Below are 24,294 nucleotides of genomic sequence, written 5' to 3'. Positions count from 1 at the left end.
TCTTTCGAGATACGCAACGTATCTATGTCGCAGGGAGGTGCCTTGGCCAGGCGCTACGGACAGGCCCTTGAGGACGCGATCCGGGCAGCGGTGCGCACCGAGCTAGCGAGGCACGGTTATTCCGGGCTGACGTTCGACGGCGTTGCGGCGCAGGCGCAAACCAGTAAACCGGTGCTGTACCGACGCTGGCCGACCAAAGCGTTGATGGTCGTCAACGCTTTAGAGGTGACCGCACCGCTGACGCCAACTCCCGACACCGGCTCACTCGCCGGAGATCTGACGGCACTGCTCAGCGCGATACGGGATCGGTTTCCCGAAAAGAGCCGCGACACCATCATCGGGCTGATGGCCGACCTCGACGACCGGGCAGGCGTACTTGCACACGCGTTGCTATTGGAATCCGCAGACGAACTACTACAACCGATCCTGCGACGCGGACGTGCTCGCGGCGAACTCGGCGATGGAGAGATCCCGTTAAGAGCACTACGCGTTCCGTTCGACCTGATGCGCCACGACGCACTTGTCGGCGCACCCCTAAGCGACGCCGATATCGACGCAATCGTCGACGACTGCGTCGTCCCGCTGTTGATAGCACTAAGCGACTGACGAATAACAGCCGCGCCTTGCCGATGTCTCACCCCGCCGCTTCCGGCTCCCTTAAACGAAGCGGCACCTCACCGTCCCGACAGACGCACAATTGAACATCCAAGATTGACGCCAGCCAACGAATTGCTATGCGAGACAGCAGAAAAACTGTGAGCAACTCAGACATCTCATCGCGGTGCCCAACGTGCATTGCACAGCGGTGTTCGTCGCCCGCTGCACGCACTTAGCGATGTCGTGATCGGCGGCGCTCCTAGCCTTTCATCTTCGAGGCCGTTGGCGCGCGTCCAGCCACTCCATGAATGCAGTTGGTCTACTTCGCGTTACATCGAATGATGGATGTCCGCCGAGGATGCTCATTTCGACATTCGTCCTGGTTCACGGTGCCAGTGAGGGGGACCCGGTGACGCTGCACAAGTGGATGCGCCAGGCCGATATCGATGAAGGCGCCAAGCCTGGCAGGAGCACTGGCGAGTCCGCTGAGCTGCGGGATGCGCGGCGTCGGATCAAGTTGTTGGAGCAGGAGAATGAAGTCCTGCGCCGGGCCACGGCCTATCTGTCGCAGGCCAACCTTCCGGGAAAAGGTTCTACCCGCTCGTGAGTGAGCTCGCCGCCGACGGGATACCCGTCGCGGTGACGTGCCGGGTTCTCAAGCTCGCCCGCCAGCCCTATTACCGCTGGCTGGCCCATCCCATCACCGACGCCGAACTCGTCGAGGCCTATCGCGCCAATGCGCTGTTCGACGCGCATAAGGACGACCCCGAGTTCGGGTACCGCTACCTGGTCGAAGTGGCCCGAGAGGCCGGCGAGTCGATGGCCGAGCGCACCGCCTGGCGGATCTGCTCGCAGAATCAGTTGTGGAGCGTGTTCGGCAAGAAGCGCGGCAAGAACGGCAAGGTTGGTCCGCCGGTACACGATGATCTTGTCGAGCGTGACTTCACCGCTGATGCGCCAAATCAGTTGTGGGCTGTTGTTTAACAATCAATGCACGCTTTTCAATCTTCATTGCATCTCGACAAGCATGTAGGTTCTCACGATCGGCTGCATTTCCCAGATTGCTGACCTGCAGTTATTCCATATGTCTCACGGCAACTGCACCTGGGTTTGTCTCACGAACCGTTGCATTTCCTAGGCACGGGCGATTTCGCCGAATCCGTCGTCATCCGACATGCTTGCCAAACTCGATAGCCGTTGTCGCCGATTCGTCACAGTGACGGTGGTGGAACAGAACTCGAATACTCCGGCCCTTAGCGCCTTGCCGTCCGTGGTGGCGTCGCCGATGCCGAGGAGGAGACGGGCTATCTGTTTAGGTTGAAAGCTTTTGTCCCACAACATGTCCCGCGTTCTCGATTCGCACTTCTGGTTGTAAGTGGCTTCGACATCGCATTCGGTTATTCTGGGAATGCCCCCAAATTCACGACTGGACCGCGAATCCTCTATCCGCGTGGCATTTACGGTCGTCAACCTAAGTCGTTGAATCAGTACTGCACCCTGGTCGCCCACGCTCCAAGGCGGCTTGGCGACCGGGGGCGGGACGAGGCCGTTCGTATCCTGTGCCCTGGTCCCCCGGTGTTTGGTTCAGCCTTCCAGGTATCGAGCGTGTGGCGCTTGGTTTACTCGCCTTTTGCCGACAGCCCTCTGCCTCAAGGCGCGGCACCCCGCGATCCGATTCGTTGGCGGATCCAGGTCGCGATTCAGTCGGTTACCTCCCCTGCGGAGCTGCCCTTCTCGGCCAGCTTTTCCGCTGCCGCTTCCACGCATACGTGGTGGTGCAGGGATGCGTCAGCGTCGGTCAGTGGTTCGACCGCCGATCGGGGGTGTTGCAGCGGCATCCAGATTCTGGCTACCCAGCGACTCGTCAAACGCCAGCTGCGAAGGAAACGAAGCGGACAACATTCTCTCCCTTATGACGTAGATCGCTATACGTGTCATATCATACGCGCATGACGCTACAAATCGGCGATATTGAGAGGGATCTATCTGCTGCACTTTTCAACAATTGTCATCTCGTTGAGATTGTGAATGCGATCGCGCAGAGTGGCCGGAAACCGTTCACCACGAGAAACATTGCGACGACGACCTCGCTCTCCGACAGCGTGGTGCGCCCCGTTATACGCAGGCTCATCGATTCTCACCTTCTCGAGTTGGCTGAATCCGCTTCTGTCGGCCGCGGGCGGTCACCCAACTATCTCCGTACAACCAACGCATCCGGCTGGACCGAGCTAAAGGCGTTGTGCCGCAAACTAGGTGGCTGAAAGTGACCTACTAAGACTGACTGTCGAAGCTGTTGCGTCAGTTGCGTGTATGAAATGCGCTTGTTGCCTCGCGCGATCGGGTAACACCACAGTGAAAAGCCAAATATTTCAAGCACAGTCAGTGACGGCACTCATGAGCGGGAGCACCGGTGTTACACGCTCAGTGCGGCTGGTCGAGTCGGCTGCGAGCATCTTGACCGTCGGCTTGACCTAAAGTTCGCATCGACGACCCACGGTTCGACGGCTACTTCACGCAGTTGTCCATGAGTTCGAGGTGAGCGCCCACAGAGCCACTGAAGATGCGGTTCCGTGCAGTGCGTCACGCTTCCGTTCTCGTCTTAGCACCAAGCCTGTTCCCGTTCGCTGCCAGCCGCTCGGATAGCAGGGATGGTTTCCCCGAGGGAAGTTAGCGTCCTTGTTAGATACCCACTGCTGGTTGTAAATTCACGCTTTGGTGGCAGGCGAGTACTGCAGAGGGTTGGCACACGACGAGCCTGGCCAACGCAGCATCGCTCAGCCCCGCGTAGACGTTGTGTTCAAGCTGTCGACGCGGCCTGTCGCGACGGAATCAAACGTAGGAGTGCCCTGCTATGCCAAACAGTAGCGATAGCCTGATCGTCGATATCCCAGTCGAACTGACCAGCGTAAGCGTGGTGTTCAGTATTGCGTCGCTGAGCTTTGAGGGTGACCTTCCGGCCGCGTTGTTTCACGCGAATCTGATTCGCGATGACGCAACGGTTTGGGGCGTCGAGCCGAACCTGATTGTCGTATTCCACACCAACGCCGGACATCCCGCGCTCAGCGACCAAGCGTACAACCGCGACCGTAACATACAGACCGGCAATCCATTTCGCGGACTCATCACCGACCTGATGGCCGCCGGTGTCGGTGTTGAACTGTGTGGAGCAACCGCTAGAGCCCACGGGTGGATCAACTCCGACACCATCGAAGGCGTCAAGGTGAACACGGACGCGATGGCTCGTATTACCCAGCTGAGCCAGCAGGGTTACGTGGTCATCTCTGAGTCGTAAGTGGCAACTCTACCGCAGCTTCGAGATTCCATTGCTTTCACCGCTTTCCAGCGTCTACGACGTGTCGCGCTCACACCTGAAGGAACAACCGGAATGACCGAGAAGATCGCAACGACCGATGGCGGCGCACCAGTCCCCAGCGTCGAGCATTCACTGACCGTCGGCCCAGACGGGCCGGTCCTGCTCCAGGACCACTACCTGATCGAGCAGATGGCCAACTTCAACCGCGAGCGCATTCCCGAGCGGCAACCGCATGCGAAGGGCGGCGGCGCCTTCGGCGAGTTCGAGGTGACCGGCGACGTCAGCAAGTACACCAAGGCCGCGTTCCTGCAGCCGGGCGTCAAGACCGAGATGGTGGCCAGGTTCTCCACCGTGGCCGGTGAGCGTGGCAGCCCAGACACGTGGCGCGATCCGCGCGGCTTCTCGCTGAAGTTCTACACGTCCAAGGGCAACTTCGACATGGTCGGCAACAACACCCCGGTGTTCTTCGTGCGTGACCCGATGAAGTTCCAGAACTTCATCCGTAGCCAGAAACGCATGGCCGCCAACAACCTTCGCGATCACAACATGCAGTGGGACTTCTGGACGCTGGTGCCGGAGTCGGCCCATCAGGTGACGTACCTGATGGGGGACCGCGGCATCCCGAAGTCGTGGCGGCATATGAACGGCTACTCGAGTCACACGTATAGCTGGGTCAACGCCGATGGCGAACTGTTCTGGGTGAAGTACCACTTCATCTCCGACCAGGGTGTCGACTACCTCACGCAGGAGGACGCGGATCGCATCGCCGGCGAGGACGGTGACTACCACCAGCGCGATCTCTACGACGCGATCGAGGCGGGCGAACACCCGAGCTGGACGTTGAAGGTGCAGATCATGCCGTTCGAGGACGCCAAGACGTATCGGATCAACCCGTTCGATCTGACGAAGGTGTGGCCGCACGCCGACTATAGGCTCGTCGACGTGGGGACGATGACGCTGAACCGCAACGTCGTCGACTACCACGCGCAGATCGAGCAGGTGGCGTTCGAGCCCAACAACACCGTGCCTGGCACGGGGCTGTCGCCGGACAAGATGCTGCTGGCGCGCGGGTTCTCCTACGCCGATGCGCACCGGGCCCGACTTGGGGTGAACTACAAGCAGATTCCCGTCAACGAGCCCAAGGTCGACGTCAACGCGTACTCGAAGGACGGGGCCATGCGCATCAAGTTGTCGACCGACCCGGTGTACGCGCCGAACTCGATGGGCGGCCCGGTGGCCGAGGATCCGAAACGCGTGGCCGAGGTGCACTGGATGTCCGACGGCGACATGGTCAGGACCGCGTACGCGCTGCGGGCCGAGGACGACGACTGGAGCCAGGCCGGTGCGTTGGTGCGCGACGTGTTCGACGACGCTGAGCGCGAACGTCTGGTCGGCAACATCGTCGGGCACGTCCTCGACGGCGTGAAGGAACCCGTGCTGTCTCGGGTCTTCGAGTACTGGCGCAACGTGGACCCCGAACTGGGAAAAAAGGTCGAGCAGCGTGTGCAGGCCAGCCTCGGGCGAAGGTAGAAGGCCGGTATCGACGTCCCCGCCGCGTTGGGCGGCCAACTCGTGAGCTTCGTACGTGTTTCAGATCTCGCGCTAGCGATCACCCCGGTGCGGCAGCATCGGCGTCATTGCGTGGTTGCTGGAAGGCGAGATCAACTATCCCCAGAAGGAATTGGACATGGCTAGTACAAGCTCCCTAGCGGGGCAGACGGTTTTGGTCATCGGCGGCACTAAGAACATTGGGCTAGCCATCTGCCGCCGCGCAGCGCAGGCTGGCGCATCGGTCGTGATAGCCGGACGCAACGCTGCGTCCGCGGCCGCGGCGGCCGCCGATCTGCCCGGCGCCACCGGCATCAGGTTGGACCTCGATGACGAGTCGACCATCGTCGCAGCCGCCGAATCGATGTCGGTCATCGATCATGTCGTTATCACCTCGGCGGCTCATCACAACGTTGCGGTCGCAGACGTGCAGAAAGACGGAATCCTCGGAGCGTTTCAGGCGAAGGTCGTCGGCCCCTTGTTGGTTGCCAAGCATTTCGCACCGAGGATGCCTGCCGGTGGTTCGTTCCTGCTGTTCTCTGGCATCGCCGCGTGGAAGCCGGCCGCGCCCTACAGCGTCATGGCGATCGCCAACGGAGCCGTGCAGTTCACCGCCAGCTCCCTTGCCAAGGAATTGGCACCTATTCGGGTGAACGCGATTTCGCCGGGAATCATCGACTCGGGAGCCTGGGATGCGATGCCGACCAAGCAACGGCAGTCATTCTTCGCCCAGTCGTCCGACGGCGCCTTGGCGGGCCGGGTCGGCACCCTTACCGATATCGTCGATGCTGCGATGTGGCTATTCACCGCGAGTTTCGTCAGTGGAGAGACCGTGCACGTCGAAGGTGGAGCACGCTACGTGTGACATACGTTACGGCGACGCGGAGAACCTGATCTAGTCTCGCGTGCCGCTAGCCGATGGTTGATTGCGGTGGAGTGTCCGCGGCGGCGCTCCAACCCGAGGGTCGGTGACAGCCGCAGGCGTCGAGGCGCGACGAGCAGGACGTTGGCAACTGCGCGGCTGGGTCCAACCAACTCAGGCGGCGGCAGCAGTTTCGGGACATCCGTGGGCACCCCCGTTGAACTGTCCGACCGCAGCCTCGATAGCAACGACGGGTCTACATGCCGGGCACGCCTGAGTCCTTGATGAAGTTGAGCAGGTCGGCGTTGATCACGTCGGCGTGGGTGGTGGGCATACCGTGGGGGAAGCCGTCGGCGTAGGTCTTCAACGTCCCGTTCACCAGCAACTGTGCCGACTTCGGGCCCGACGCTACAAACGGAACGATCTGGTCATTGACGCTGTGCATCACCAGGGTAGGAATGGTGATGGTCCTGAGGTCGTCGGTGAAGTCGGTTTGCGAGAACGCGACAATGCCGTCGTATTGTGACAGCGCGTCACCCATCATGCCCTGCCGCCACCAATTCGCGATGATGGCCTCCGACGGCTCCGCGCCGGGCCTGTCGAAGTTATAGAAGGGCCCAGCGGCTAGATTGCGGTAGAACACCGAGCGGTTTGCGGCCAGTTGGGCCTGCAAGTCGTCGAACACGCTCTTGGGCAACCCTTCTGGGTTTTCCGCGGTCTGCACCATCAACGGCGGGATCGCACTGATCAGGGCCGCCTTCGCTGCGCGACCCTCGCCGTGGCGGGCCAGGTAGCGGACAACCTCACCGCCGCCAGTGGAGTGCCCTACGTGGACTGCGTCGCGCAGATCGAGGTGTTCTGTCAGGGCTGCCAAGTCATCGGCGTACTGGTCGATGTCGTGGCCGCCGGAGGTTTGGGTGGAGCGGCCGTGGCCTCGCCGATCGTGGGCGATCACCCGGAAGCCCTCGGACAAGAAGTACAGCATCTGGTTATCCCAGTCATCCGAGGACAGTGGCCAGCCGTGGCTGAACACGATGGGTTGGCCGGTCCCCCAATCCTTGTAGAAGATGTCGGTGCCGTCAGGGGTGGTGATGAAAGCCATTGTCCTACTCCGTTATGGTCGTGGCGGGATGATCAAGAATGGCCGACGCACGGCGTCTGAATTCTCTGGTGCGGCAACGCGATTAGCGGAGCGGCCTGGTTTAGTAAGACTGTCGGGTGTTCGGTGTCACGCGACCACGACGACTTTGCCGATCATCTCGCCGGACTCGACGGCTTGGTGGGCCTCCCGTATACCGGAGGCATTCAGGCCGTGGATCGTCTTGGTGACCGTGGTCTTGATAGTTCCGGCATCGACGAGCGCTGCAGCCTCGCTCAGGAGGCGCTGCTGCGCGAGCATGTCGTAACCAAAGAGGGGCCGCGTGAACATCAACTCCCAATGCCATGCGATGCTCTTGGGCTTCAGCGGGGCGAGATCCAGGCCTTCAGGATCGTCGATGGCGGTGATGTGTCCGAATGGGCGCATCACCGCGGAGAAGGTCTCGACGTTTCCGTGGGAGAAGGGCGTGAAGAGGTAATCCACGCCACCGGGAGCCGCCTGGAGCGCTTCCTCTTCTAGGTGGTGATGATCGACGACGTCGTCGGCCCCCATCTGCAACACCCATTCTCGCGATTCGGGTCTGCTCGCGGTGGCGATGACCCGGACCCCGGTCAGCTTCTTGGCCAGTTGCGTCATGATCGAACCAACGCCGCCGGCACCCCCGATGATGACGAGATCCCCGGTTGTGTCCTTGGTCAGGGCGAAGCGCTCGAACAGCGACTCCCAGGCGGTGATCGTGGTCAACGGCAAGGCGGCGGCTTCGGCGAACGTGAGCGTTGTCGGTTTGCGAGACACGATGCGCTCGTCGACCGCGTGCAGTTCGGCGTTGGTGCCGGGGCGGCTGACGTCTCCGGCGTACCACACCTCGTCCCCGATCGACAACGTCGTCACTTCCGGGCCTACGGCTTCGATGGTTCCCGCTGCATCGAAGCCCAGTACCACCGGGCCGTCGGCGGCGGTGAGACCGCGGTGCCGTTTTCGGTCGACGGGATTCACCGACACGGCGGCTACGCGCACCAACACGTCGTGCGGCCGTAACACGGGCTGTTCGACCGCGATGTCCTGGATGGACGTCGGGTCGTCCAGCGACAGCCCCGCATACGACGCCACCGCCTTCATCGTGCTCATTTCGCGTTGTTCCCTTCGCTCGGAGAGTTTCATGACGACCAACAGTGTTGTGGCAGATAATCTTCCGTGCTCACGCCGTGACGTCCAGGGCGGCGCGCACGATACTGTCGGCGTCGATCCCGTGGTATCGGTAGACGGCGTCGAGATCGCCGACTTGTCCGAAGCGGCTGACACCCAGGGACGTCAGCGTGACGTTGTTGATCGTGCTCAGGAACGCCAACGTGTGAGGGTGACCGTCGAGGACCGTCACCATCGGGGCGGAACGGCCAGTTGGGAAGACCTGGTCGAGTATCCAGGTAGGAGCATCGCCGAGCCCGCGGCGCGCCTGCACGGCCTCGAACAGCAACCCCGGACTCGTTACGCACACGACGTCGACGCCGATACTCATGTCCGCCAAACGATCTGCCGCATGAAGTGTTTCGGTCACCATTGCCCCCATCGTGACGAGGGTGACGTCAGCGGCCGCGGCGCGCCGCAGCGTGTAGGCGCCGGCGACCACATGCTGACGCCGCCGCTCGCGAGCGACGGCGTCGGCGGGCACCGCGGCCAGGGTCTGGTCGACGGGTCGGGTCGACAACCGAAGATAGGACGACGATCCGCCGGGGCGACCCAGCCTCCCGATGCACGACAGCAGAATCCATTCGACGTCGAGGGCGAACGCGGGTTCGTAACTCATGCAGTCCGGTTGCTCTAGGCCGATCGACGGGGTCTTGATCGACTGATGTGCTCCGCCTTCGGCGGCCAGGGTCACGCCGGACGGCGTCCCCACCAGGATCGATTGTCCGCCAGCGTAAATGCCGTAGGACCACGGTTCCAACGCGCGTTCGACGAACGGGTCGTACAGGACACCGATCGGGAACAGCGGCTGACCCCAGCGGCTCCATGTCGCCCCCAGTTCGCCGATCAACCCCACCAGGTTGGTCTCGGCGATTCCGAGTTCCATGTGTTGGCCGCTCGGACCCTGTCGCCAGTGCATGAGGGTCTCGGCGTCGTCGTCGAACCAGTCTCGTTGCTCCGCTGGCGACCACACACCCACCTTGTTCAGCCAGCCCGCGAGGTTCGTCGTCGAACTGACGTCCGGGCTCACCGTCACCACTCGGCCGGCTACCGACGGCGCCCCGCGAGTCAGATCGAGCAGCGCCCTTCCGAGGGCGGCCTGCGTGCTCGAGGTTCCGCCGGGTGTGCGCCCGAAGTCGCTCGGGATACCGTCGATGACCGCACTTGCGTCGGGAACGGCATGTCGCGTGAGGCGGCTAGCGGTTTCCACACAGAGCCGCGCCTCGGCGCTCTGTACGTCGAACCCCTTCCAGGGGAGATCGACATCGGTAGCCAAATCGGCGGCCAGTTCTTGGTATTGGGCTTCGGTGAGCAGTGAGGAGTGGTTCTGCGGATGTCCTTCAGTCGGTAATCCACGTCCTTTGATCGTGTAGGCGACGATCACCGTCGGCCGGGAGTCGTCGATCTGCGAGAACGCATCCCGCAATGCTGCGAAGTCGTGCCCGCCGAGGTTGCGGATCGCCGTGGCGAGGGTCTGGTCGTTGAGACCCGCAATCAGCTGCGCGACGGAGTCGGCGTGGGCGCCGCCGCCCGGTAGGCGGCGTCGCAGCTCGTCGATGTCGCATCGCAGCAGACGTTGGTACTCCGGGTTCGGCATTTCGACGATGCGGGCCCGCAGTGAGGCTCCGTGCTGAGGGTCGGCGAACAGGGATTGCAGCAGGCCCCCGAAACGCACGTTGATGACCTGCCAGCCAGCAGCATCGAACATCTGCTCCAGCCGGTCGGCGGCGATGTGGGGTACCACGCGGTCCAGCGACTGACGGTTCATGTCGACGATCCAGACGATCTCACCGAAGTCGGCCACTGCGGGATCCAGAACTGCTTCCCATACCGCGCCTTCGTCGAGTTCGGCATCGCCGACCAGTGAGTACTGGCGCGCCAAGGCCGCGCCGCTCGAACGATCAGCTCCGACAAGGTCATCCGGCTGCCCGTACCTGCTGTCGACGTAACGCCGCGCCATGGCTGTCCAGATGGGCGCCGTCGCTCCGATGCCGACCGACCCGGTCGAGTAGTCGACCGGATCGGGATCCTTGGCACGGCTGGGGTAGCTCTGCAGTCCGCCGAACTCCCGGAGCCGGGTCAGATACGACTCGTCGAGCTCGCCCAGAAGGTAGTTGATGGCGTGGAGAACCGGCGATGCGTGGGGTTTGACTGACACCCGATCACCCGATCGCAGGTGCTCGAACCACAGCGACGTCATGATCGTGACCATGGATGCCGACGATGCCTGGTGGCCGCCGATTTTCATGCCGGAGTTGTTGGCGCGACGGCGATTCGCGTGATGGATCATTGCCGTGGACAGCCACAGAACACGACGCGCAACGTTGTCCAGGACGCCGTCGGTCGATTCGGTATCGGTGATCTGAGCGGACCGGTCCTGCGTCACAGCATGCCCAAGAGTTGGTTGAACGCTTCGGTCATCGACGGATGGGTGTAGATGGAGTCCCGCAGTGTCGTCGCGGTGATGCCGTGGCGCATCGCCAGTGCCACGGTGTTGATCACCTCGTGGGAGTCGTAGGACAGGAGCGCCGCGCCGAGGATCTCGTCGGTGTCGGCGTCAACGACCACCTTCATCAGGCCGGCAGGTTGGTGCACGATGCGCGCCCGCGGCACGGTCGCCATCTTGGCCACCGGCAGCGCAGCGACCTTGATGGCGCCGCCCGTTTCGCGGGCTTGCCGTTCGGTAAGTCCCACTCGCGCCAACGGGGGTGTCATGAAGAGCGTGTAGGGCACAGCGACACGATCGGAGGTGGTGCGGGATCCGTTGCCGTTGAGTTGATCCAGTACAATTCGGTAATCGTCGAGCGATACGTAGGTGAATTGAGGGCCGCCGTTGACGTCACCGACGGCGAATATGTGGGGTTGACTGGTGCGGAGGTGCTCGTCGACCGCAATGGTGCCGTCGTCGCGGATGGCGATGCTCGCGCCCTCCAGGTTGAGGCCGGATGTCACGGGACGACGGCCCAGCGCCACCAGGATGCCGTCGGCTTCCACCGATGTTTCGCGGGCCCCGACGCGGTAGTGCACTGTCGACTCGTCGATCGAGGTGACGTCGGCCGCGCACACGATGCGCACTCCGGCCTCTTCCAACAGTTTCACGGCGACCGCCGCGACGTCGTCGTCTTCACGGCTCAGAACCGCCGGCTGCCGTTCCAGCAGGGTGACGTGGGCGCCGTACGCGGCGCACATCGCGGCGAACTCGAGGCCCACGTAGCCGCCGCCGAGAACGACCAGACTGCTGGGCAGTTGATCCGTGGCCAGTAGCTCGGTGCTGGTCATGGCCCGCGGATTACCCTGTAAGCCAGGAATACTGGGCCATACGGGTTCCGATCCGGTGCCGATTACGATGTGGTGGCCCTCGACCGTCACCACGCCGTCGTCAGTCTGGACCGACACGGTGTGGGCGTCCAGAAACGTCGCCGTTCCCGTCAGGACATCGACACCGGGGATGCTGTCGAGCATGGCGTAGTTCTGTTCGCGAAGGCTGGCTGTCAACTCCGCCGTCCGGTGCACCGCGGCGGTGTACATCTCCGGGTCACGGGGATGGCCGAGTGCTTCCTCGGCTGCGAACACCATCGACTTCGTGGGCACACAGCCGATGTTGATGCACGTACCGCCGTACATCTGGTTCGAGCGTTCGATCATGACGACACGTTTGCCTTGGCGACCCAGCGTCGCAGCGAGTGTCTTGCCGCCCTTGCCGAAGCCGATGACTACCAGATCCGCATCAATGTCACTCACATCAGTCTCGCTTCCGTCACAAAGCACGTCGATTCTTCGGCTGGACCCACCAACTCGGTCAGGGAACGCCGTTGATCCCGGGGTGCTGGCCCCCCGGAACGGTGGGTGCGGGCGGGGCCTGAACCGACGGCGTGAACTTATTCGCGCCGGTCGGATCGATGGCCTTCTCGGTTGGCGTTACGGTCGCACTCGACGTGGTGCTCTCCGACGTGGTGGGACTGGGCTCGTCGGCGTGCCCACATCCGATGACCGACACGGCAACCACAGCCGTTGTCATCGACCAGGCCGCAACCCGGCGTAATGCCTGTGCTCGAACGTTATTCATGCGGGAAGTCCTATCCTTCGATGTGCGGTGCGCATCGACCGTCGGTTCTCACTCAGTTGTTGCGGTGAACGCCGGGCGGCTCGGTCGGTGCCGGCGGGGCCTTGATCTCGGGGGTGAACAGGTTCCCCCCGTTGGGATCGATGCTCTTCGTCGTGGGCTCCACACTGGGCTGCGGGCCGGCCGGCGATGTGGAAGTGGACGTCGAGGTCGGCGCTTCGGGCTTGTCGTTCGAGCCGCAGGCCGAGACGAATGCAACCACCATCAGTAGCACCGCGGTGCAACCCGCGACGACTCGCGACCGTCGTGTTCGTTTCGTTGCTCCCACTTTCGTCTCCTTTGATCCGCGCCGCTTGCTTCGAGTTCTGCGGCGACCACCTCTCGCGCGTCGCCTGGCTTTCCGGGATATCGGTTGCCGCGCACACCGTCCGGAACCACGTTGTGCCGGCGGACTATCCAGCGGATCGTCGGCCGAGCCAGCGCGACGTGCTGGATTACGTCGCCGCGATGGTAGGCCCTGCACCTCGCTGTCCTGCAAGGACCGTTAGTTTCCTAGGCGACACCAAAGCTGGTAAAGCGACCACTGGGTCGCACCTGTTCCGAGGTCCTGCGCGTGCGCGTGAACCACCGACGACCTGCGATCCTTCGGTACCGCTCCCGCATGAACACGCTGCGCGGTCAGCACCGCGGTCACGAACGAGTGTCGAGGCGAATTCTGTCGGCCTCGTGAAGCAAGGAGTCGAGCCCTCGCAGCAGGAGATCGCGACTGAAGTCGAACCGGGCATCGTGGTCGCCAGACACATGATGCTCATGGGCGACCTTCACGGACGGGTACTGCGCCACGTCGACACCATGGTCAAGCCGCTGTCGCCAGTCCTCTGGTTCGCCTTGCTGCTCGAGAACCAGGCCCAACACGAGTGCAGAAGAGTGCCAGGTCGCCCAGGTTGCCACCTCTTCGGAGAACCCGGCGGCGAGGAACGTGCTCGTGAGCTGCTCGGACAGCGCGAGGGTGTTGGGCATCACCGAATAAGTTCCTGCGACCAGACGCGCACCGTCGCGGTGACGTAGCAGGGCGTGTCGATAACTGTTCAGCAAGGCTGCGAGCCGCTCTTGCCAGTCTCCCGACAGCGCGACGCTGCCACAATCGTCCAACACGGCGTCGGCGATCATCTCCAGCAGTTCGGGCTTGTTCTTCGCATGCCAATACACCGTGTTCAACTGCACGCCAAGCTGTTTGGCCACCAAACGCATCGTCAACCCGTCAAGGCCGACGTCATTCAAGACCACCAGGGCGGCGCGCACCACATCTGCCCCCGTCAAATTCTTCGGTGCCCTCGTCGACATGTGGTCTCTCCCGCCTAGTCGCACGCGCAAGCGGTGTGACGTACCGCGGTGCCGTTGATCAATGATCAACGTTAGAGCATACTGGTCTTGATCAAAGATCAAGGAGGCTGCCTTGTCGGATTCGTCGCTATCGCTTCATCCGGATCTGCGGACGGGCACCGCGGACCTGCCTGAACTGCATCTCTTCGCCGACATAGCGGCCACGCGCGCGTCTATGGCGGAAAACCCACCCCGATGTCCGGGTGGCGGTCTACTCGTTGAGGACCGGGTCATCACCGGACCCACCGGCGGACCGCTCACTGTGCGTATCTATCGCGCTCGCCAGGGCCCCGGGGACCAGCTGCGGCCGGCAATCGTGTGGTGTCACGGCGGCGGGTTCGTTCTCGGCGACCTGGGAACCGAGGACGCCCATTGCCGGCGTACGGCACGTGAGCTCGATGCCGTGGTCGTTTCCGTCGACTACCGACTCGCACCGGAGCACCCCTATCCGGCGGGATTCGACGACTGCTGGTGGGCAACGGAATGGGCCATCGCTCATGCTGGGGAGCTGTCGATCGATCGGACTCGGGTCGCCGTGGCCGGCCACTCGTCAGGGGCCGCAATGGCTTTCGGGTTGGCCGTGAAGTCGAGGGATCTGGGCTCGCCGGAAATCTGCTATGTCTTCATGGGCTACCCCGTTGTAGATGATCGCCTCGACACAGGATGTCGGAGTTGCCCCGAGGACGCGCGGTTCTTCGGTCGAGACGACTGTGTGGACATGTGGTCGCTCTACCTAGGCGGCGACGATCCTGCCGAGGCGTTGTATGCAGTCCCTGGGCGTGTCGTCGATCTTGCCGGCCTGCCGCCGATCTACGTGATGATCGGTGCACTGGACCCGAGTCGAGATGCCGTCCTGGGATGGGTGCAGCGACTCACCTCGGCGGGGGTCTCGGTCGAGTTGCATCTCGTGCCGGGAGCACCGCACATGTTCGATCTCTATGGTTCGGGGACTCCGCTGGTCGACAGGGCGGTGACGAACTGGTCGAGTGCTCTCGGTGCTGCGCTGCATCCGGAGGACGCGGTTTCCGTTCATACGCTCGGCGGCTCATCCGGGGGACGTGGCCGATCATGACCGCGGCCTTCGAGGAGCATCTGGGTCCGTGCGCACCACCGGCTCAGTCGATCGCTCGGTGCACGTTGTTCGAACTGCTGGGTTCCAAGTGGTCGGCGCTGACGTTGGACCTGCTCTATGCCCGTGGGGTAGCCCGCTTTGGTGAACTGCAGCAGTCTTTGCCGGGAGTCGGGGCCAAGATGCTCACGCGCACACTGCGACGTTTGGAGGCGGTCTCGCTGGTTCACCGGACGGTGTATGCGGAGGTCCCTCCGCGCGTGGAGTACGAACTCACCGAACTCGGTGTCAGTCTCGCTGAACGATTGGCCAGCATTCAGCGCTGGTTCGTCCTCAACGTCGATACCCCCGAGCTCCGCCTGGCACCGATTCGCTCGCCCAGTACGTCCACGGAGTCGCCTTCTGCGATGTTGCAGCCGCATCTCCACAGCGCACCGTCGCGTGCTGCCGACGACATCGCCTGTGCGCGCGGCTAGTCGAGGATTCGCCTGGCCACGTTCGCGGTGAACAAGTCGAGAAGCTCTTCGCCCCGGCCAGCCAGCACGGTACGGATCGCGTACAACGAGAAGCCTTTTGCCTGCTCTAGCGTGATCGACGGCGGAACGGACAACTCCTGGCGCTCGGTCACCACGTCAATGACGGCTGGGCCCTCGTGGGCGAATGCCTCGGCCAGTGCGGCGTCCAGGTCACCGGGGCGCTCGACGCGGCGGCCGAACATACCCAGGGCCTCCGCGACGTCGGCGAAGTTCGGTGTGTTGTCCGTTGCAATTCTCCGTGTCGAATTGCACTACGAAATGTCGAATGATGTCGAATTCGACATTTCGTAATGCAACAGTAAAACAGAAAAGCCGCGAGAATGCCTAGCCTTGCTAAAGGTTATGGTCGGCCGACCATCATCACCGAAAGTCGAGTCCAGTAAGAGCCGACAGAGTCGCCACCGTGTTGTCGCCGAAAGTCTCGCGCACCGCAAAACCGGTGCGTGTGACGTCGAAGATCGCGTGGTCGGTGTAGACGCGGTCGACACACCTGACACCCGTGAGCGGATATGTGCACTCTGCGACGAGCTTGGACTTCCCGTTCTTGGTCAGCAGGTCGGTCATGACGTAGACGGACTTTGCGCCGATCGCGAGGTCCATCGCACCGCCGACCGCCGGGATGGCTCCGGGCTCCCCGGTGGACCAGTTCGCGAGGTCGCCAAATTGCGACACTTGGAATGCTCCGAGCACGCACACGTCGAGGTGTCCGCCACGCATCATCGCAAACGAGTCTCCGTGGTGGAAGTAGGCGGCACCGGCGACGGCGGTGACTGGCTGCTTGCCTGCGTTGATCAGGTCGGGGTCGACCTGCGCTCGATCAGGTGCTGCACCCATACCCAGCATTCCGTTCTCCGTATGCAGGATGATTTCCAGGTCCTCCGGCAGATAGTTCGCCACCGCAGTCGGCGCGCCGATCCCGAGATTGACGACCGCCCCCTCCGGTATGTCGGCTGCGATTCGCTGGGCGAGGTCATGGCGGGATATGCGGGTGCTCATGTGTAGGCCCCGCCCTCCGCGCGGTCTGCGAGCGGTCGCCCGTCGACATCCACGCCGCCAACGAACATTCCGTCGACGAGCCATGGACGTTCGCCGATCGCGACGACCCTATCTACGAAAACTCCTGGTGTGACAACGACTTCGGGATCGATCGCTCCGAGTGGCACGATCTGGTCAACCTGCGCGACTGTCGTTGTCGCGGCGGTCGCCATGATCGGTCCGAAGTTGCGTGCGGTCGCGCGGAAGACGAGATTGCCCCACCGGTCTGCCAGGCGAGCGGAGATCAGGGCGACATCCGCGGTTATCGGGTACTCGAGCACATAGTCACGGCCGGCGATCGTACGCGTTTCGCGGCCCTCGGCCAGTTGCGTGCCCACACCTGTTGGAGAGAAGAACGCGCCGATTCCTGCCCCGGCGGCACGAATCCGTTCGGCGAGGTTTCCCTGTGGGACGAGTTCCAGTTGTATCCGACCCGCACGGTAGAGTCCGTCGAACACCCACGAGTCGTGCTGACGTGGGAATGAGCAGATCATTTTGCGCACTCGGCCTTCGGCGAGTAGCGCCGCGAGCCCGGTATTGCCGTTGCCCGCGTTGTTCGACACGACGGTCAGGTCCCGGGCGCCGTGCGCGATGAGTGCGTCGATCAATTCGATGGGCTGTCCGGCGCGACCGAATCCGCCGATCATTACCGTCGCACCGTCGGCGACGTCGGCGACCGCATCGTGGGCGGTCGGAACTGTCTTGTTGATCACGCGTCACCCCGTGTGACCGACTGTTCTGCCAACGTCACGATGTTGGACAGGAGCATGGCCCGTGTCATCGGACCCACACCGCCGGGGTTCGGCGACAGCCAGCCGGCGACGCTTTCGACGTCCGGATGGACGTCGCCAGCGAGCTTGGCCTTTCCTGAGGTAGTGGTGCCTACGCGTGTGACACCGACATCGAGTACTGCTGCTCCCGGCTTCACCCATTCCGGTTTGACGAAGTGAGGCGCACCGAGCGCGGCGACCACGATGTCCGCGCGCCGAATCTCGCCCGGCAGATCGACGGTGCGCGAGTGGGTGAGCGTCACCGTGGCATCGAGGCCTCTGCGCGTGAGCAACAGTCCGAGCGGCCGCCCGACGGTGACACCGCGTCCGATCACGGTGACCCGTCGTCCGCCGATCGGCACGTTGTGGCGCAGCAGCAGTTCAACGATTCCGGCCGGTGTGCACGGCAGCGGGGACAACAGGCGTCCCCCTGTCGTGAGCACCAACCGGCCGAGATTGGCGGGGTGTAGACCGTCGGCATCTTTGCCGGGGTCGATCGACTCCAGCACTGCGTTCTCGTCGATACCGGCGGGGAGCGGAAGCTGCGTGATGTATCCAGTCACGTCGTCATCGGAGTTCAACTCTGCGACCGCCCGTGCTATATCGGCGCCTGACGCCTCAGCCGGCAATTCCTTGCGGATGGAGGCGATGCCGACCTCCGCACAGTCTCGGTGTTTACCGGTCACGTAGGAGACAGACCCCGGGTCCTGTCCGACTAGCAGGGTGCCGAGCCCGGGGGCGCGACCGTCTGCCTGCAATCGTTCGACGCGTTGCCGCAACTCGCACTTGATGGTCGCGGCTGTCGCGATGCCGTCCAAATGTTCCGCCACGATGCGGTATACATCCCTTCGAATAGTTCCTGTTGGACTCGGTCCGCGATACGAAGCCGTCGCAGGCCGGCGATGTCACCCGCCAATGGCCGCGCCTAGGGCAGGACGTGGGATCTGCTCGACGTCGACGGCGCGGTTGTTGACGAGATCGAAGTAGGGGTAACGGCCCACCGTTACCCGGATCCGCTTCTGCGGCGTGCCGGGACGACCCCACAACACAGTCAGCTCGGAGCCCTCGGCTGCGTGCCGCTTGTCGATGAACCCAAGCGAGATCATGCGCCGGTAATAGACGCTGTTGATGCGCCCCGTTGACGTCCCGATCTGTTCGCCGTCCGCGAGCACCCAATCGGCGTGGTATCCAAAGCCCGGGCCGCCCAGATTGAAGTAGATGTCGTAGGGCCGGTCGTCGATCCGGTCGTAGGGTTCGACGCCACGGCCGCGGAATTTCGAGGCCACGACATCGGCGATGTCCTGCTCGTTCCATACCAATGTGACCGTCGCCCAGCGATCTTCTTCGGCTTCGCGCTGCAGCGCCTCTTTGCCGATGAAGTCGTGGCCGAAGTCGACCATCTTGCCGAGCCCAATCTGGTACGGAGTCACGAACCGTGCCTCGATATCGGGACCGACGCTGCCGAACAGGTGGCGAAACTTGTTGTAGAAGTTCTGCGTCGGTTGGGTGTCGAAGTACGCGGCCATATCGGGCTCCTCGTACCAGGGCAGCGGGTAGTGCAAGTTGATATTCGGAAAGCCAGCTTCGGTGTGCTGCATGAGATACGCGGTCTGTCCCTGCTTGACAAGACCGAACCGCTGCCCTGCGTCCCAAATTGCCCGGTAAACCGTCTCGGTATCGGCAGTCGCGCCGTGCACCTCGTATCCCAGACCTCCTGCCATGCCAAGGCGCAGGATGCGCACGGGGACATCGGCGATGCGGGACATGCGGTGCCTGCCGAAGCCGATGTCGTGTAGATCCTCTCCGGCCGCCGCCTCGAGCACTTCAAGCGATCGCGGACCCGCCAGCTGGAGGAAGAATTCGTTGAAGGATTGGTCGACGCCGGTCACGTCCATCCCCGAGTTGATCAGTCGGTATGCCAGAACAGGGGCGAGCCAGTACGTGCGATACACGTCGTCGTCGATCCGCGCGGCGACGCCTTCGGTCAGGACCTGACCCTTGTGATTACAGAGCACGGCGTGGCGGATCTGGCCGACGTGGAAGTTCTTGAAGGAGTTGATGCATACCGATCGCAGGAATTCCAGCGCATCAGGCCCGGCTATGTCGTATACCGGCGACATTCCGTTGAGTCCGGTGCCTAGGCATGCGGTCTGCTTGGAGGCTAGGGCCTCCTGCTCGTAGCCGAGGAACTCGAGCGGGATTCCGCCTAGCCCTGGAGCCAGAGTGAATGCACCCTCAGCGATAGTTTCTTGAGCGGTCACGTCATTGTCCGTTTCTGGTCGTGCGCAGGCCCACAAGCCTGTGCGGGTATTGGTGTGGTTCAGTCGGCCGCGTCGGCGACCGCGTAGCCGACGCCGGCGACCGCGCCGCCGTCGACGGGCAGGACGCTGCCGGTGGTGTAGGTAGCACGCGAGACGAGGTAGATCATCATGTCTGCAACCTCTTCGGGGCGCCCGTAACGACGTATCGGCATGGATGCCGTAATGCCAGCCTCATCACCGCCGGTCATCATGGCTGTGTCGGTGTAACCCGGCTGCAACGCGTTCACCCGGATGCCGTGCCGCCCAAGTTCGAGAGCGGCGACTCGGGTCAGACCGAGGATCGCCATCTTCGACGCGACATAGGGGGCGAGAAGGCTGGGTGGGACCACAGCGGTGATTGACGCCGTATTCACGATCGATCCGCCACCTGCGTGCCGCATTGCGGGCACCACAGCCTGGATTCCGTTGAAGTGACCGGTCAGATTCACACTGAGGACGCGGTCCCAGGTCGCCGGCGCCATCTCCTCGATCGCAACCGGCAGGTTGATACCCGCGTTGTTGACCAGGATGTCGAGGGTGCCGCCGAATGCGACCGCGCCCTCAACGCACTCTGACCACTGCGACCGGTCAGTCACGTCCAACCAGGCGAACCGCGCTTGCTCACCGATGGCGGCCGCCAGGGCCTCACCTTCATCTTCGAGTATGTCTGCGATCACGACGTTAGCGCCGCACCGCGCAAGCGCACGGCAATGTGCTGCGCCGATACCGCGGGCACCTCCCGTGACGATCGCGGTGCGCCCTTCGAGGCTGTCAATGGCCATGTTGTCCCGATCCCTGGGTCGTGTTCGGTGAGCACGTCCGGGTTGCTGTCACCGTGACGATGTGCGGCCGGCGCGCTCCGATGCGTGCCCGTCGAGGGTGCTGCGGCACTGCGGCGCAGGACAGCGTGAACACACCCGATAACGCACGTACTTGGCCCGCGCGAGTGTTCATGGGGTCACCCCGTCGGCGCCGCGCATGTCGATGACACCGGTGATCAGCTCACGGTTCACTGCCGCCCTCATTGCTTCGCCCGCTTCGTCCAATGTGTATGCGCGGGAGAGCATGATGTCGACATCGAGCAAGCCGGCTTCGATCGCACTCGCGACGCGCTGTACGTCGCGGTTGAGGAATCCACCGCCGCTCTGAGAACCCACGATGACCCGGCCGAACATCGACACAGCATTTGTCGGGAAGTGCGACATGGCCGAGTCCAACGGCGCGACCATACTGGTGGCCACGACGGTTCCGCCGTTGCGGCACAGCGCGAACGCCTGTTCGTCGCCGCCTGCCTCCCCGGTCGCCTCGAGAGCGAGATCAGCACCCCGTCCAGCTGTGACGCCTTTGACCACTTCGTCGGCGTCCTCTGGTGCGACCACGTCTGTGGCCCCGACCATCGTGGCGAACGCGCGACGTTCTTGAAGCGGGTCCACCGCGATTATCCGGGATGCCCCTGCAGCTTTGGCCGCCTGGATCATCCAAAGTCCGAGGTGTCCGCAGCCCACCACCGCCACGCTGTCGCCCGCCTTGAGGCGCCCGACTTCCCATACCGCGCCGACGCCCGATAAACCTCCACAGCCCAGCAGGGCAAGTTGCCTGGCGTCCAACGTGCTGTCGACCACGGCAAAACAATGCTCGCGGTACTTCATGTACTCGGCGAACGTTCCTGCGCCACCGAAGCCTGCCACGGCCACACCTGAGGATGTGCGTCCGACGACCGGCGGCGTCGGGACTTCGATCCAGAGCCGTTCGCATTGCGACGGCGAACCGTGCTGGCATGGATAGCACTTGCCACATTCCATGGTGCCCGCCACAACGACTCGGTCACCGACCTGAGTCTTTGTGACCCCTGGTCCCACTTGCTCCACGATCCCGCACGCGCTGTGTCCGGGTATAAGCCGCCGGTCCGGGCTCACAGGGTCGTCCATGAACAATTGGTCGGTCCGGCATACAGCGGTGACCTCGACCCGAACTACTACTTCGCCCCAATGCGGCGGATCGAGTTCAACTTCCTCGATCTCGATCGGCGCTCCGCTTCCACGTGCAACAGCTGCTCTCATCCGACACCTTCGTCTCCTGACGCTGGCCTCCTTGCCATGCGTCCGCCTGTGGACCCATGGTCGGGTCGCAGAATGCAAAAGACGATGGATTCGCCGAGCATCGCGTACGACATCAGGTGATTGCACCCTAGGGACGAGTTCGACGCTCTGGCCTAATGTGACCTGGACGAATAGGCGCATCAACGGCGAGCGCCGGGCAAGGATTTACATGAGCACTCATCGGGGGCTGCCCGTCAGCCAACTGACCGAATTTGTCGGTCGTGCAGCAGAATTGGGCGAACTGCGGACCCTCGTGGCAACGCGTAGGCTGGTGACCATCACCGGCCAGGCCGGAGTGGGAAAGTCACGAACGGCCGCGCGCCTCGCCGAAATTCTCCGGCGGTCTTACGGCGAGTCGACGGCACGCGTGGCTGCCAAGTGCGCCACACCGCGCGATCTCATCGAATTGATCGCCGAGACCGTAGGGGCCAGAGGTGCGACGGCCGGGGACATCGCACGGTCGCTGGGTGATAAGCCGTTCCTACTCATCCTCGACGGTATCGAGAACCCCCAGGCCACCGCGACCGTCATCGAGCAGCTCCTGGAGCGCACCACCGAGACGCACATCGTTGTCACGTCGTGTGAACGGACGGGCATCCGCGGCGAGATGCCCTACCCCCTTCCTCCACTCGCCGTTCCGGCGGCGAGCCCGCTGGCACAGACCGCCGGGGCCCCGGGCAGCACCGAAACTGAAGACCTTCTTGTCCAGAGGGTTCTGGATGCCGATCCGGATTTCACCGTGACTGACGCGGCGATCGAGGATTTCCTGGCTGTGTGCCGGTCGACCGATGGGCTGCCCCGTTTCATCGAGGCAGCCGCACGCGCAGTGACCGTCCTGGGACTGCACGAAGCAGCCGTGGCGGTCACCGAGCGGCCGACTGTTCTGGACTCGTTTCTGCCCTACGGGTCCAGTGCACAGGCCTCCGCCGTGGTGTTGGATGCAGCGATTGCTCGGGTGTCGCCCGACGCTCGGGCGCTCATGCAGCGACTGTCCCTGCTCGAGTCGGGCTGCGACGTGCGTTTCGCCGCAGAACTGTTCTCGGCCGGGAGCTTGGCGACGCTGGCCCTTCCGGTCGCCGAACTCGTGGGCGCCTCACTCGTTCGGTCTGAGAATGTCGACGGGGAACGTCGCCTGCGCGTCCCGCTGCACTACCGCGCGAGGTTGATCGAGGTCTGGCCGAGCGAGGAACGAAGCCATGAGGAGCAGCACATTCGCCAGGTGTTGATCGCGCGGCTTCGACACTGCGCGGCGGTCTGGTTCTCCGGCGAACAGCTGTCAGCGGTCCAATTTCTCAATCGTCATGCCGCGGACATCACCCGAATGCTCGGCGCCATGGCCGCGGAGCAGGGCTCCGCCCACGAAGCCCTCGAGATCATCAGCGCGTTGCGCTACTACTGGCAGCTGCATCCGGTGGACCCATGGCCGCGCGCTCGGGACTGGTTGCACAGCGCGTTGTCCCTCGTCGATCTGAAGGACGTGGTCACCCTGCGCGCGATACAGACCGACGCCTACATCGCGTACCACGAAGGCGACCTTGACGGTGCCCGCGCACGACTCAAGGCAATCGACGCCGAGTTCGAACCCGGGATCGCCGAGTACGCGGACGAGCTCTTCGGCGTATTCGTCGCGGCGCTGGTCGACGTCGCCGATGGCCGCGTCGAGGAGGCAGAACCGAAACTGTCAGCAGCCCTGGATGCCGTCCTAGAGGCGGAGGTGCGCGACCATGTCGGCGAAAAATACTGGCATCTTGCCGCCTGTCAAATCGTCTTGAACAAGCAGGACGCAGCGCTGCAGACGGTGACCGACGGGGTGGCCTACTGCGACCGAATTGGCGACGTGTGGGGGCGTGCCTACCTGTGGTGCCTCCTGGCGATCATCGAGGACCGCGACTGTGACAGCACCGCGGCCGGCGAGCGGGTGCGAGCAGCGCTCGATGTGATGGCGCGATTCGGTGATCGCGTCGGGCTTGGCCTCTGTGTGCAGCTGCTCGCCTCCATCCGCACTGAGGCCAGCCAGGGCGCTGACCTCACCAGCCTCAATGAGTTCGTCCCGCAAGCAACGCCGTTACGGCCGGATGCCCTGACAGGGTTCAGTGGTAACAGCGGATGGCTATCGCACCCCGCTGCGCTGCCTGACGGCCGCCAACTCGGCGAGGTGTTAACCCGACTCACTGCGAGGGACGCCCCAATGTCATCCATGCCGGATCGCACCGATGCCTGCGATGCTCTCAGCGCGCGGGAGACCGAGATCGCCGTGCTCATCGCTGAAGGCCTGGGCAATCCTGCCATCGCGGCACGGCTCGTGCTCTCACGGCGCACGGTCGAAGGACACGTGCAGCGCATATTGGCCAAGCTCGGGTTCCGGTCGCGCAGTCAGATCGCGGTGTGGGTGACTAAGAATGTCGATAGCGTCGCCGGACGGAAAGGGTGAGGTT

At 63.3% G+C, this 24,294-nt stretch carries 23 protein-coding genes and 1 pseudogene; 10 read left to right on the top strand and 14 right to left on the bottom strand.

The annotated features are described in order from the left end of the window. The first annotated feature begins 24 nt into the window (after window positions 1-24). The 7 genes from AC4ELH_RS13260 (at window position 25) to AC4ELH_RS13230 (ending at window position 6,323) form a co-directional block, all read left to right on the top strand. Window positions 25-606 carry a TetR/AcrR family transcriptional regulator gene (locus AC4ELH_RS13260; RefSeq protein WP_498884829.1) on the top strand — a complete coding sequence of 194 codons (582 nt, stop codon included), beginning with the start codon at window positions 25-27 and terminating at the stop codon, window positions 604-606. Between the two features lie 349 nt (window positions 607-955). Beyond that, window positions 956-1,204, top strand: coding sequence for a transposase (locus AC4ELH_RS13255; protein WP_448444515.1), 249 nt, complete (start codon window positions 956-958; stop codon window positions 1,202-1,204). Beyond that, window positions 1,201-1,581, top strand: coding sequence for a hypothetical protein (locus AC4ELH_RS13250; protein WP_448444513.1), 381 nt, complete (start codon window positions 1,201-1,203; stop codon window positions 1,579-1,581). The genes AC4ELH_RS13255 and AC4ELH_RS13250 overlap by 4 nt, the downstream gene beginning before the upstream one ends. Window positions 1,582-2,546: 965 nt before the next feature. Next, window positions 2,547-2,858 (top strand): hypothetical protein, encoded by a 312-nt coding sequence (locus AC4ELH_RS13245; RefSeq protein ID WP_142242273.1) that lies wholly within the window; start codon window positions 2,547-2,549, stop codon window positions 2,856-2,858. A gap of 590 nt (window positions 2,859-3,448) precedes the next feature. Further along, window positions 3,449-3,889, top strand: a complete 441-nt coding sequence (locus tag AC4ELH_RS13240) for a DsrE family protein (RefSeq protein WP_498884826.1) — start codon at window positions 3,449-3,451, stop codon at window positions 3,887-3,889. 93 nt (window positions 3,890-3,982) lie between these two features. Continuing rightward, on the top strand, window positions 3,983-5,440 hold the full coding sequence (locus AC4ELH_RS13235; RefSeq protein ID WP_073907111.1) for a catalase: 1,458 nt from the start codon (window positions 3,983-3,985) through the stop codon (window positions 5,438-5,440). Between the two features lie 115 nt (window positions 5,441-5,555). Then, window positions 5,556-6,323 (top strand): SDR family oxidoreductase, encoded by a 768-nt coding sequence (locus AC4ELH_RS13230; RefSeq protein WP_498884824.1) that lies wholly within the window; start codon window positions 5,556-5,558, stop codon window positions 6,321-6,323. 253 nt (window positions 6,324-6,576) lie between these two features. Here AC4ELH_RS13230 and AC4ELH_RS13225 read toward each other — a convergent pair whose 3' ends face one another. From AC4ELH_RS13225 to AC4ELH_RS13195, 7 genes are all read right to left on the bottom strand, one after another. Then, on the bottom strand, window positions 6,577-7,422 hold the full coding sequence (locus AC4ELH_RS13225) for an alpha/beta fold hydrolase (RefSeq protein WP_073907113.1): 846 nt from the start codon (window positions 7,420-7,422) through the stop codon (window positions 6,577-6,579). A 126-nt stretch (window positions 7,423-7,548) separates the two neighbouring features. Beyond that, window positions 7,549-8,547 carry a zinc-binding alcohol dehydrogenase family protein gene (locus tag AC4ELH_RS13220; protein WP_029372807.1) on the bottom strand — a complete coding sequence of 333 codons (999 nt, stop codon included), beginning with the start codon at window positions 8,545-8,547 and terminating at the stop codon, window positions 7,549-7,551. A gap of 70 nt (window positions 8,548-8,617) precedes the next feature. After that, a complete protein-coding gene (locus tag AC4ELH_RS13215) occupies window positions 8,618-10,990 on the bottom strand; it encodes a thiamine pyrophosphate-binding protein (protein ID WP_498884822.1) in 2,373 nt (790 codons plus the stop codon). Next, window positions 10,987-12,345, bottom strand: coding sequence for an FAD-dependent oxidoreductase (locus AC4ELH_RS13210; RefSeq protein ID WP_498884820.1), 1,359 nt, complete (start codon window positions 12,343-12,345; stop codon window positions 10,987-10,989). The genes AC4ELH_RS13215 and AC4ELH_RS13210 overlap by 4 nt, the downstream gene beginning before the upstream one ends. A gap of 58 nt (window positions 12,346-12,403) precedes the next feature. Then, window positions 12,404-12,670: a hypothetical protein gene (locus tag AC4ELH_RS13205; protein WP_036425663.1), complete on the bottom strand. Its 267-nt coding sequence runs from the start codon at window positions 12,668-12,670 to the stop codon at window positions 12,404-12,406. Window positions 12,671-12,722: 52 nt separating this feature from the next. Further along, a complete protein-coding gene (locus tag AC4ELH_RS13200; RefSeq protein WP_051244253.1) occupies window positions 12,723-12,932 on the bottom strand; it encodes a hypothetical protein in 210 nt (69 codons plus the stop codon). Window positions 12,933-13,357: 425 nt separating this feature from the next. Then, window positions 13,358-13,969, bottom strand: coding sequence for a TetR/AcrR family transcriptional regulator C-terminal domain-containing protein (locus AC4ELH_RS13195; protein WP_458609598.1), 612 nt, complete (start codon window positions 13,967-13,969; stop codon window positions 13,358-13,360). Window positions 13,970-14,123: 154 nt separating this feature from the next. Between AC4ELH_RS13195 and AC4ELH_RS13190 the strand changes: the two genes are divergently transcribed. After that, the gene (locus tag AC4ELH_RS13190) at window positions 14,124-15,122 is read left to right on the top strand and encodes an alpha/beta hydrolase (RefSeq protein WP_029372800.1); all 999 of its coding nucleotides are present in this window, start codon (window positions 14,124-14,126) and stop codon (window positions 15,120-15,122) included. Continuing rightward, entirely contained in the window at window positions 15,119-15,595 is a 477-nt protein-coding gene (locus AC4ELH_RS13185) for a winged helix-turn-helix transcriptional regulator (protein WP_029372799.1), read from the top strand. The genes AC4ELH_RS13190 and AC4ELH_RS13185 overlap by 4 nt, the downstream gene beginning before the upstream one ends. Here AC4ELH_RS13185 and AC4ELH_RS13180 read toward each other — a convergent pair. From AC4ELH_RS13180 to AC4ELH_RS13150, 7 genes and pseudogenes are all read right to left on the bottom strand, one after another. Then, a pseudogene (locus AC4ELH_RS13180) lies at window positions 15,592-15,870 on the bottom strand (thiamine pyrophosphate-dependent enzyme); the annotation flags it as partial. The gene AC4ELH_RS13185 and the pseudogene AC4ELH_RS13180 sit on opposite strands and share 4 nt — an antisense overlap. Before the next feature lie 145 nt (window positions 15,871-16,015). Then, entirely contained in the window at window positions 16,016-16,651 is a 636-nt protein-coding gene (locus AC4ELH_RS13175; RefSeq protein ID WP_055119101.1) for a 3-oxoacid CoA-transferase subunit B, read from the bottom strand. Continuing rightward, entirely contained in the window at window positions 16,648-17,403 is a 756-nt protein-coding gene (locus AC4ELH_RS13170; protein ID WP_055119103.1) for a 3-oxoacid CoA-transferase subunit A, read from the bottom strand. Before AC4ELH_RS13170 ends, AC4ELH_RS13175 begins: the two co-directional genes overlap by 4 nt. Then, window positions 17,400-18,293, bottom strand: coding sequence for a bifunctional methylenetetrahydrofolate dehydrogenase/methenyltetrahydrofolate cyclohydrolase (locus AC4ELH_RS13165; protein WP_498885042.1), 894 nt, complete (start codon window positions 18,291-18,293; stop codon window positions 17,400-17,402). Before AC4ELH_RS13165 ends, AC4ELH_RS13170 begins: the two co-directional genes overlap by 4 nt. A gap of 72 nt (window positions 18,294-18,365) precedes the next feature. Next, complete coding sequence (locus AC4ELH_RS13160; protein ID WP_133062586.1) at window positions 18,366-19,721, bottom strand: aminomethyltransferase family protein; 1,356 nt, start codon at window positions 19,719-19,721, stop codon at window positions 18,366-18,368. A 59-nt stretch (window positions 19,722-19,780) separates the two neighbouring features. Then, a complete protein-coding gene (locus tag AC4ELH_RS13155) occupies window positions 19,781-20,542 on the bottom strand; it encodes an SDR family NAD(P)-dependent oxidoreductase (RefSeq protein WP_055119110.1) in 762 nt (253 codons plus the stop codon). A 168-nt stretch (window positions 20,543-20,710) separates the two neighbouring features. Beyond that, on the bottom strand, window positions 20,711-21,820 hold the full coding sequence (locus AC4ELH_RS13150) for an alcohol dehydrogenase catalytic domain-containing protein (protein ID WP_161494423.1): 1,110 nt from the start codon (window positions 21,818-21,820) through the stop codon (window positions 20,711-20,713). 208 nt (window positions 21,821-22,028) lie between these two features. Here AC4ELH_RS13150 and AC4ELH_RS13145 point away from each other — a divergent pair, with 208 nt between their 5' ends. Then, window positions 22,029-24,290: an ATP-binding protein gene (locus AC4ELH_RS13145; RefSeq protein ID WP_055119113.1), complete on the top strand. Its 2,262-nt coding sequence runs from the start codon at window positions 22,029-22,031 to the stop codon at window positions 24,288-24,290. Window positions 24,291-24,294: the final 4 nt, after the last annotated feature.

It is taken from the genome of Mycobacterium shunyiense (assembly GCF_058270075.1).
The sequence above is the reverse complement of the archived record's forward strand: the minus strand, read 5'-3'. Positions and strand labels throughout refer to the sequence as shown.

What these genes read in the sequence shown, in the direction of transcription:
- AC4ELH_RS13200 (WP_051244253.1), bottom strand. Translation starts at nt 12,932, where the DNA reads ATGGTGGTTGCATTCGTCTCGGCCTGCGGCTCGAACGACAAGCCCGAA.
- AC4ELH_RS13155 (WP_055119110.1), bottom strand. Translation starts at nt 20,542, where the DNA reads ATGGCCATTGACAGCCTCGAAGGGCGCACCGCGATCGTCACGGGAGGT.
- AC4ELH_RS13205 (WP_036425663.1), bottom strand. Translation starts at nt 12,670, where the DNA reads ATGAATAACGTTCGAGCACAGGCATTACGCCGGGTTGCGGCCTGGTCG.
- AC4ELH_RS13175 (WP_055119101.1), bottom strand. Translation starts at nt 16,651, where the DNA reads ATGAGCACCCGCATATCCCGCCATGACCTCGCCCAGCGAATCGCAGCC.
- AC4ELH_RS13240 (WP_498884826.1), top strand. Translation starts at nt 3,449, where the DNA reads ATGCCAAACAGTAGCGATAGCCTGATCGTCGATATCCCAGTCGAACTG.
- AC4ELH_RS13150 (WP_161494423.1), bottom strand. Translation starts at nt 21,820, where the DNA reads ATGAGAGCAGCTGTTGCACGTGGAAGCGGAGCGCCGATCGAGATCGAG.
- AC4ELH_RS13260 (WP_498884829.1), top strand. Translation starts at nt 25, where the DNA reads ATGTCGCAGGGAGGTGCCTTGGCCAGGCGCTACGGACAGGCCCTTGAG.
- AC4ELH_RS13145 (WP_055119113.1), top strand. Translation starts at nt 22,029, where the DNA reads ATGAGCACTCATCGGGGGCTGCCCGTCAGCCAACTGACCGAATTTGTC.
- AC4ELH_RS13220 (WP_029372807.1), bottom strand. Translation starts at nt 8,547, where the DNA reads ATGAGCACGATGAAGGCGGTGGCGTCGTATGCGGGGCTGTCGCTGGAC.
- AC4ELH_RS13225 (WP_073907113.1), bottom strand. Translation starts at nt 7,422, where the DNA reads ATGGCTTTCATCACCACCCCTGACGGCACCGACATCTTCTACAAGGAT.
- AC4ELH_RS13255 (WP_448444515.1), top strand. Translation starts at nt 956, where the DNA reads ATGCTCATTTCGACATTCGTCCTGGTTCACGGTGCCAGTGAGGGGGAC.
- AC4ELH_RS13185 (WP_029372799.1), top strand. Translation starts at nt 15,119, where the DNA reads ATGACCGCGGCCTTCGAGGAGCATCTGGGTCCGTGCGCACCACCGGCT.
- AC4ELH_RS13235 (WP_073907111.1), top strand. Translation starts at nt 3,983, where the DNA reads ATGACCGAGAAGATCGCAACGACCGATGGCGGCGCACCAGTCCCCAGC.
- AC4ELH_RS13245 (WP_142242273.1), top strand. Translation starts at nt 2,547, where the DNA reads ATGACGCTACAAATCGGCGATATTGAGAGGGATCTATCTGCTGCACTT.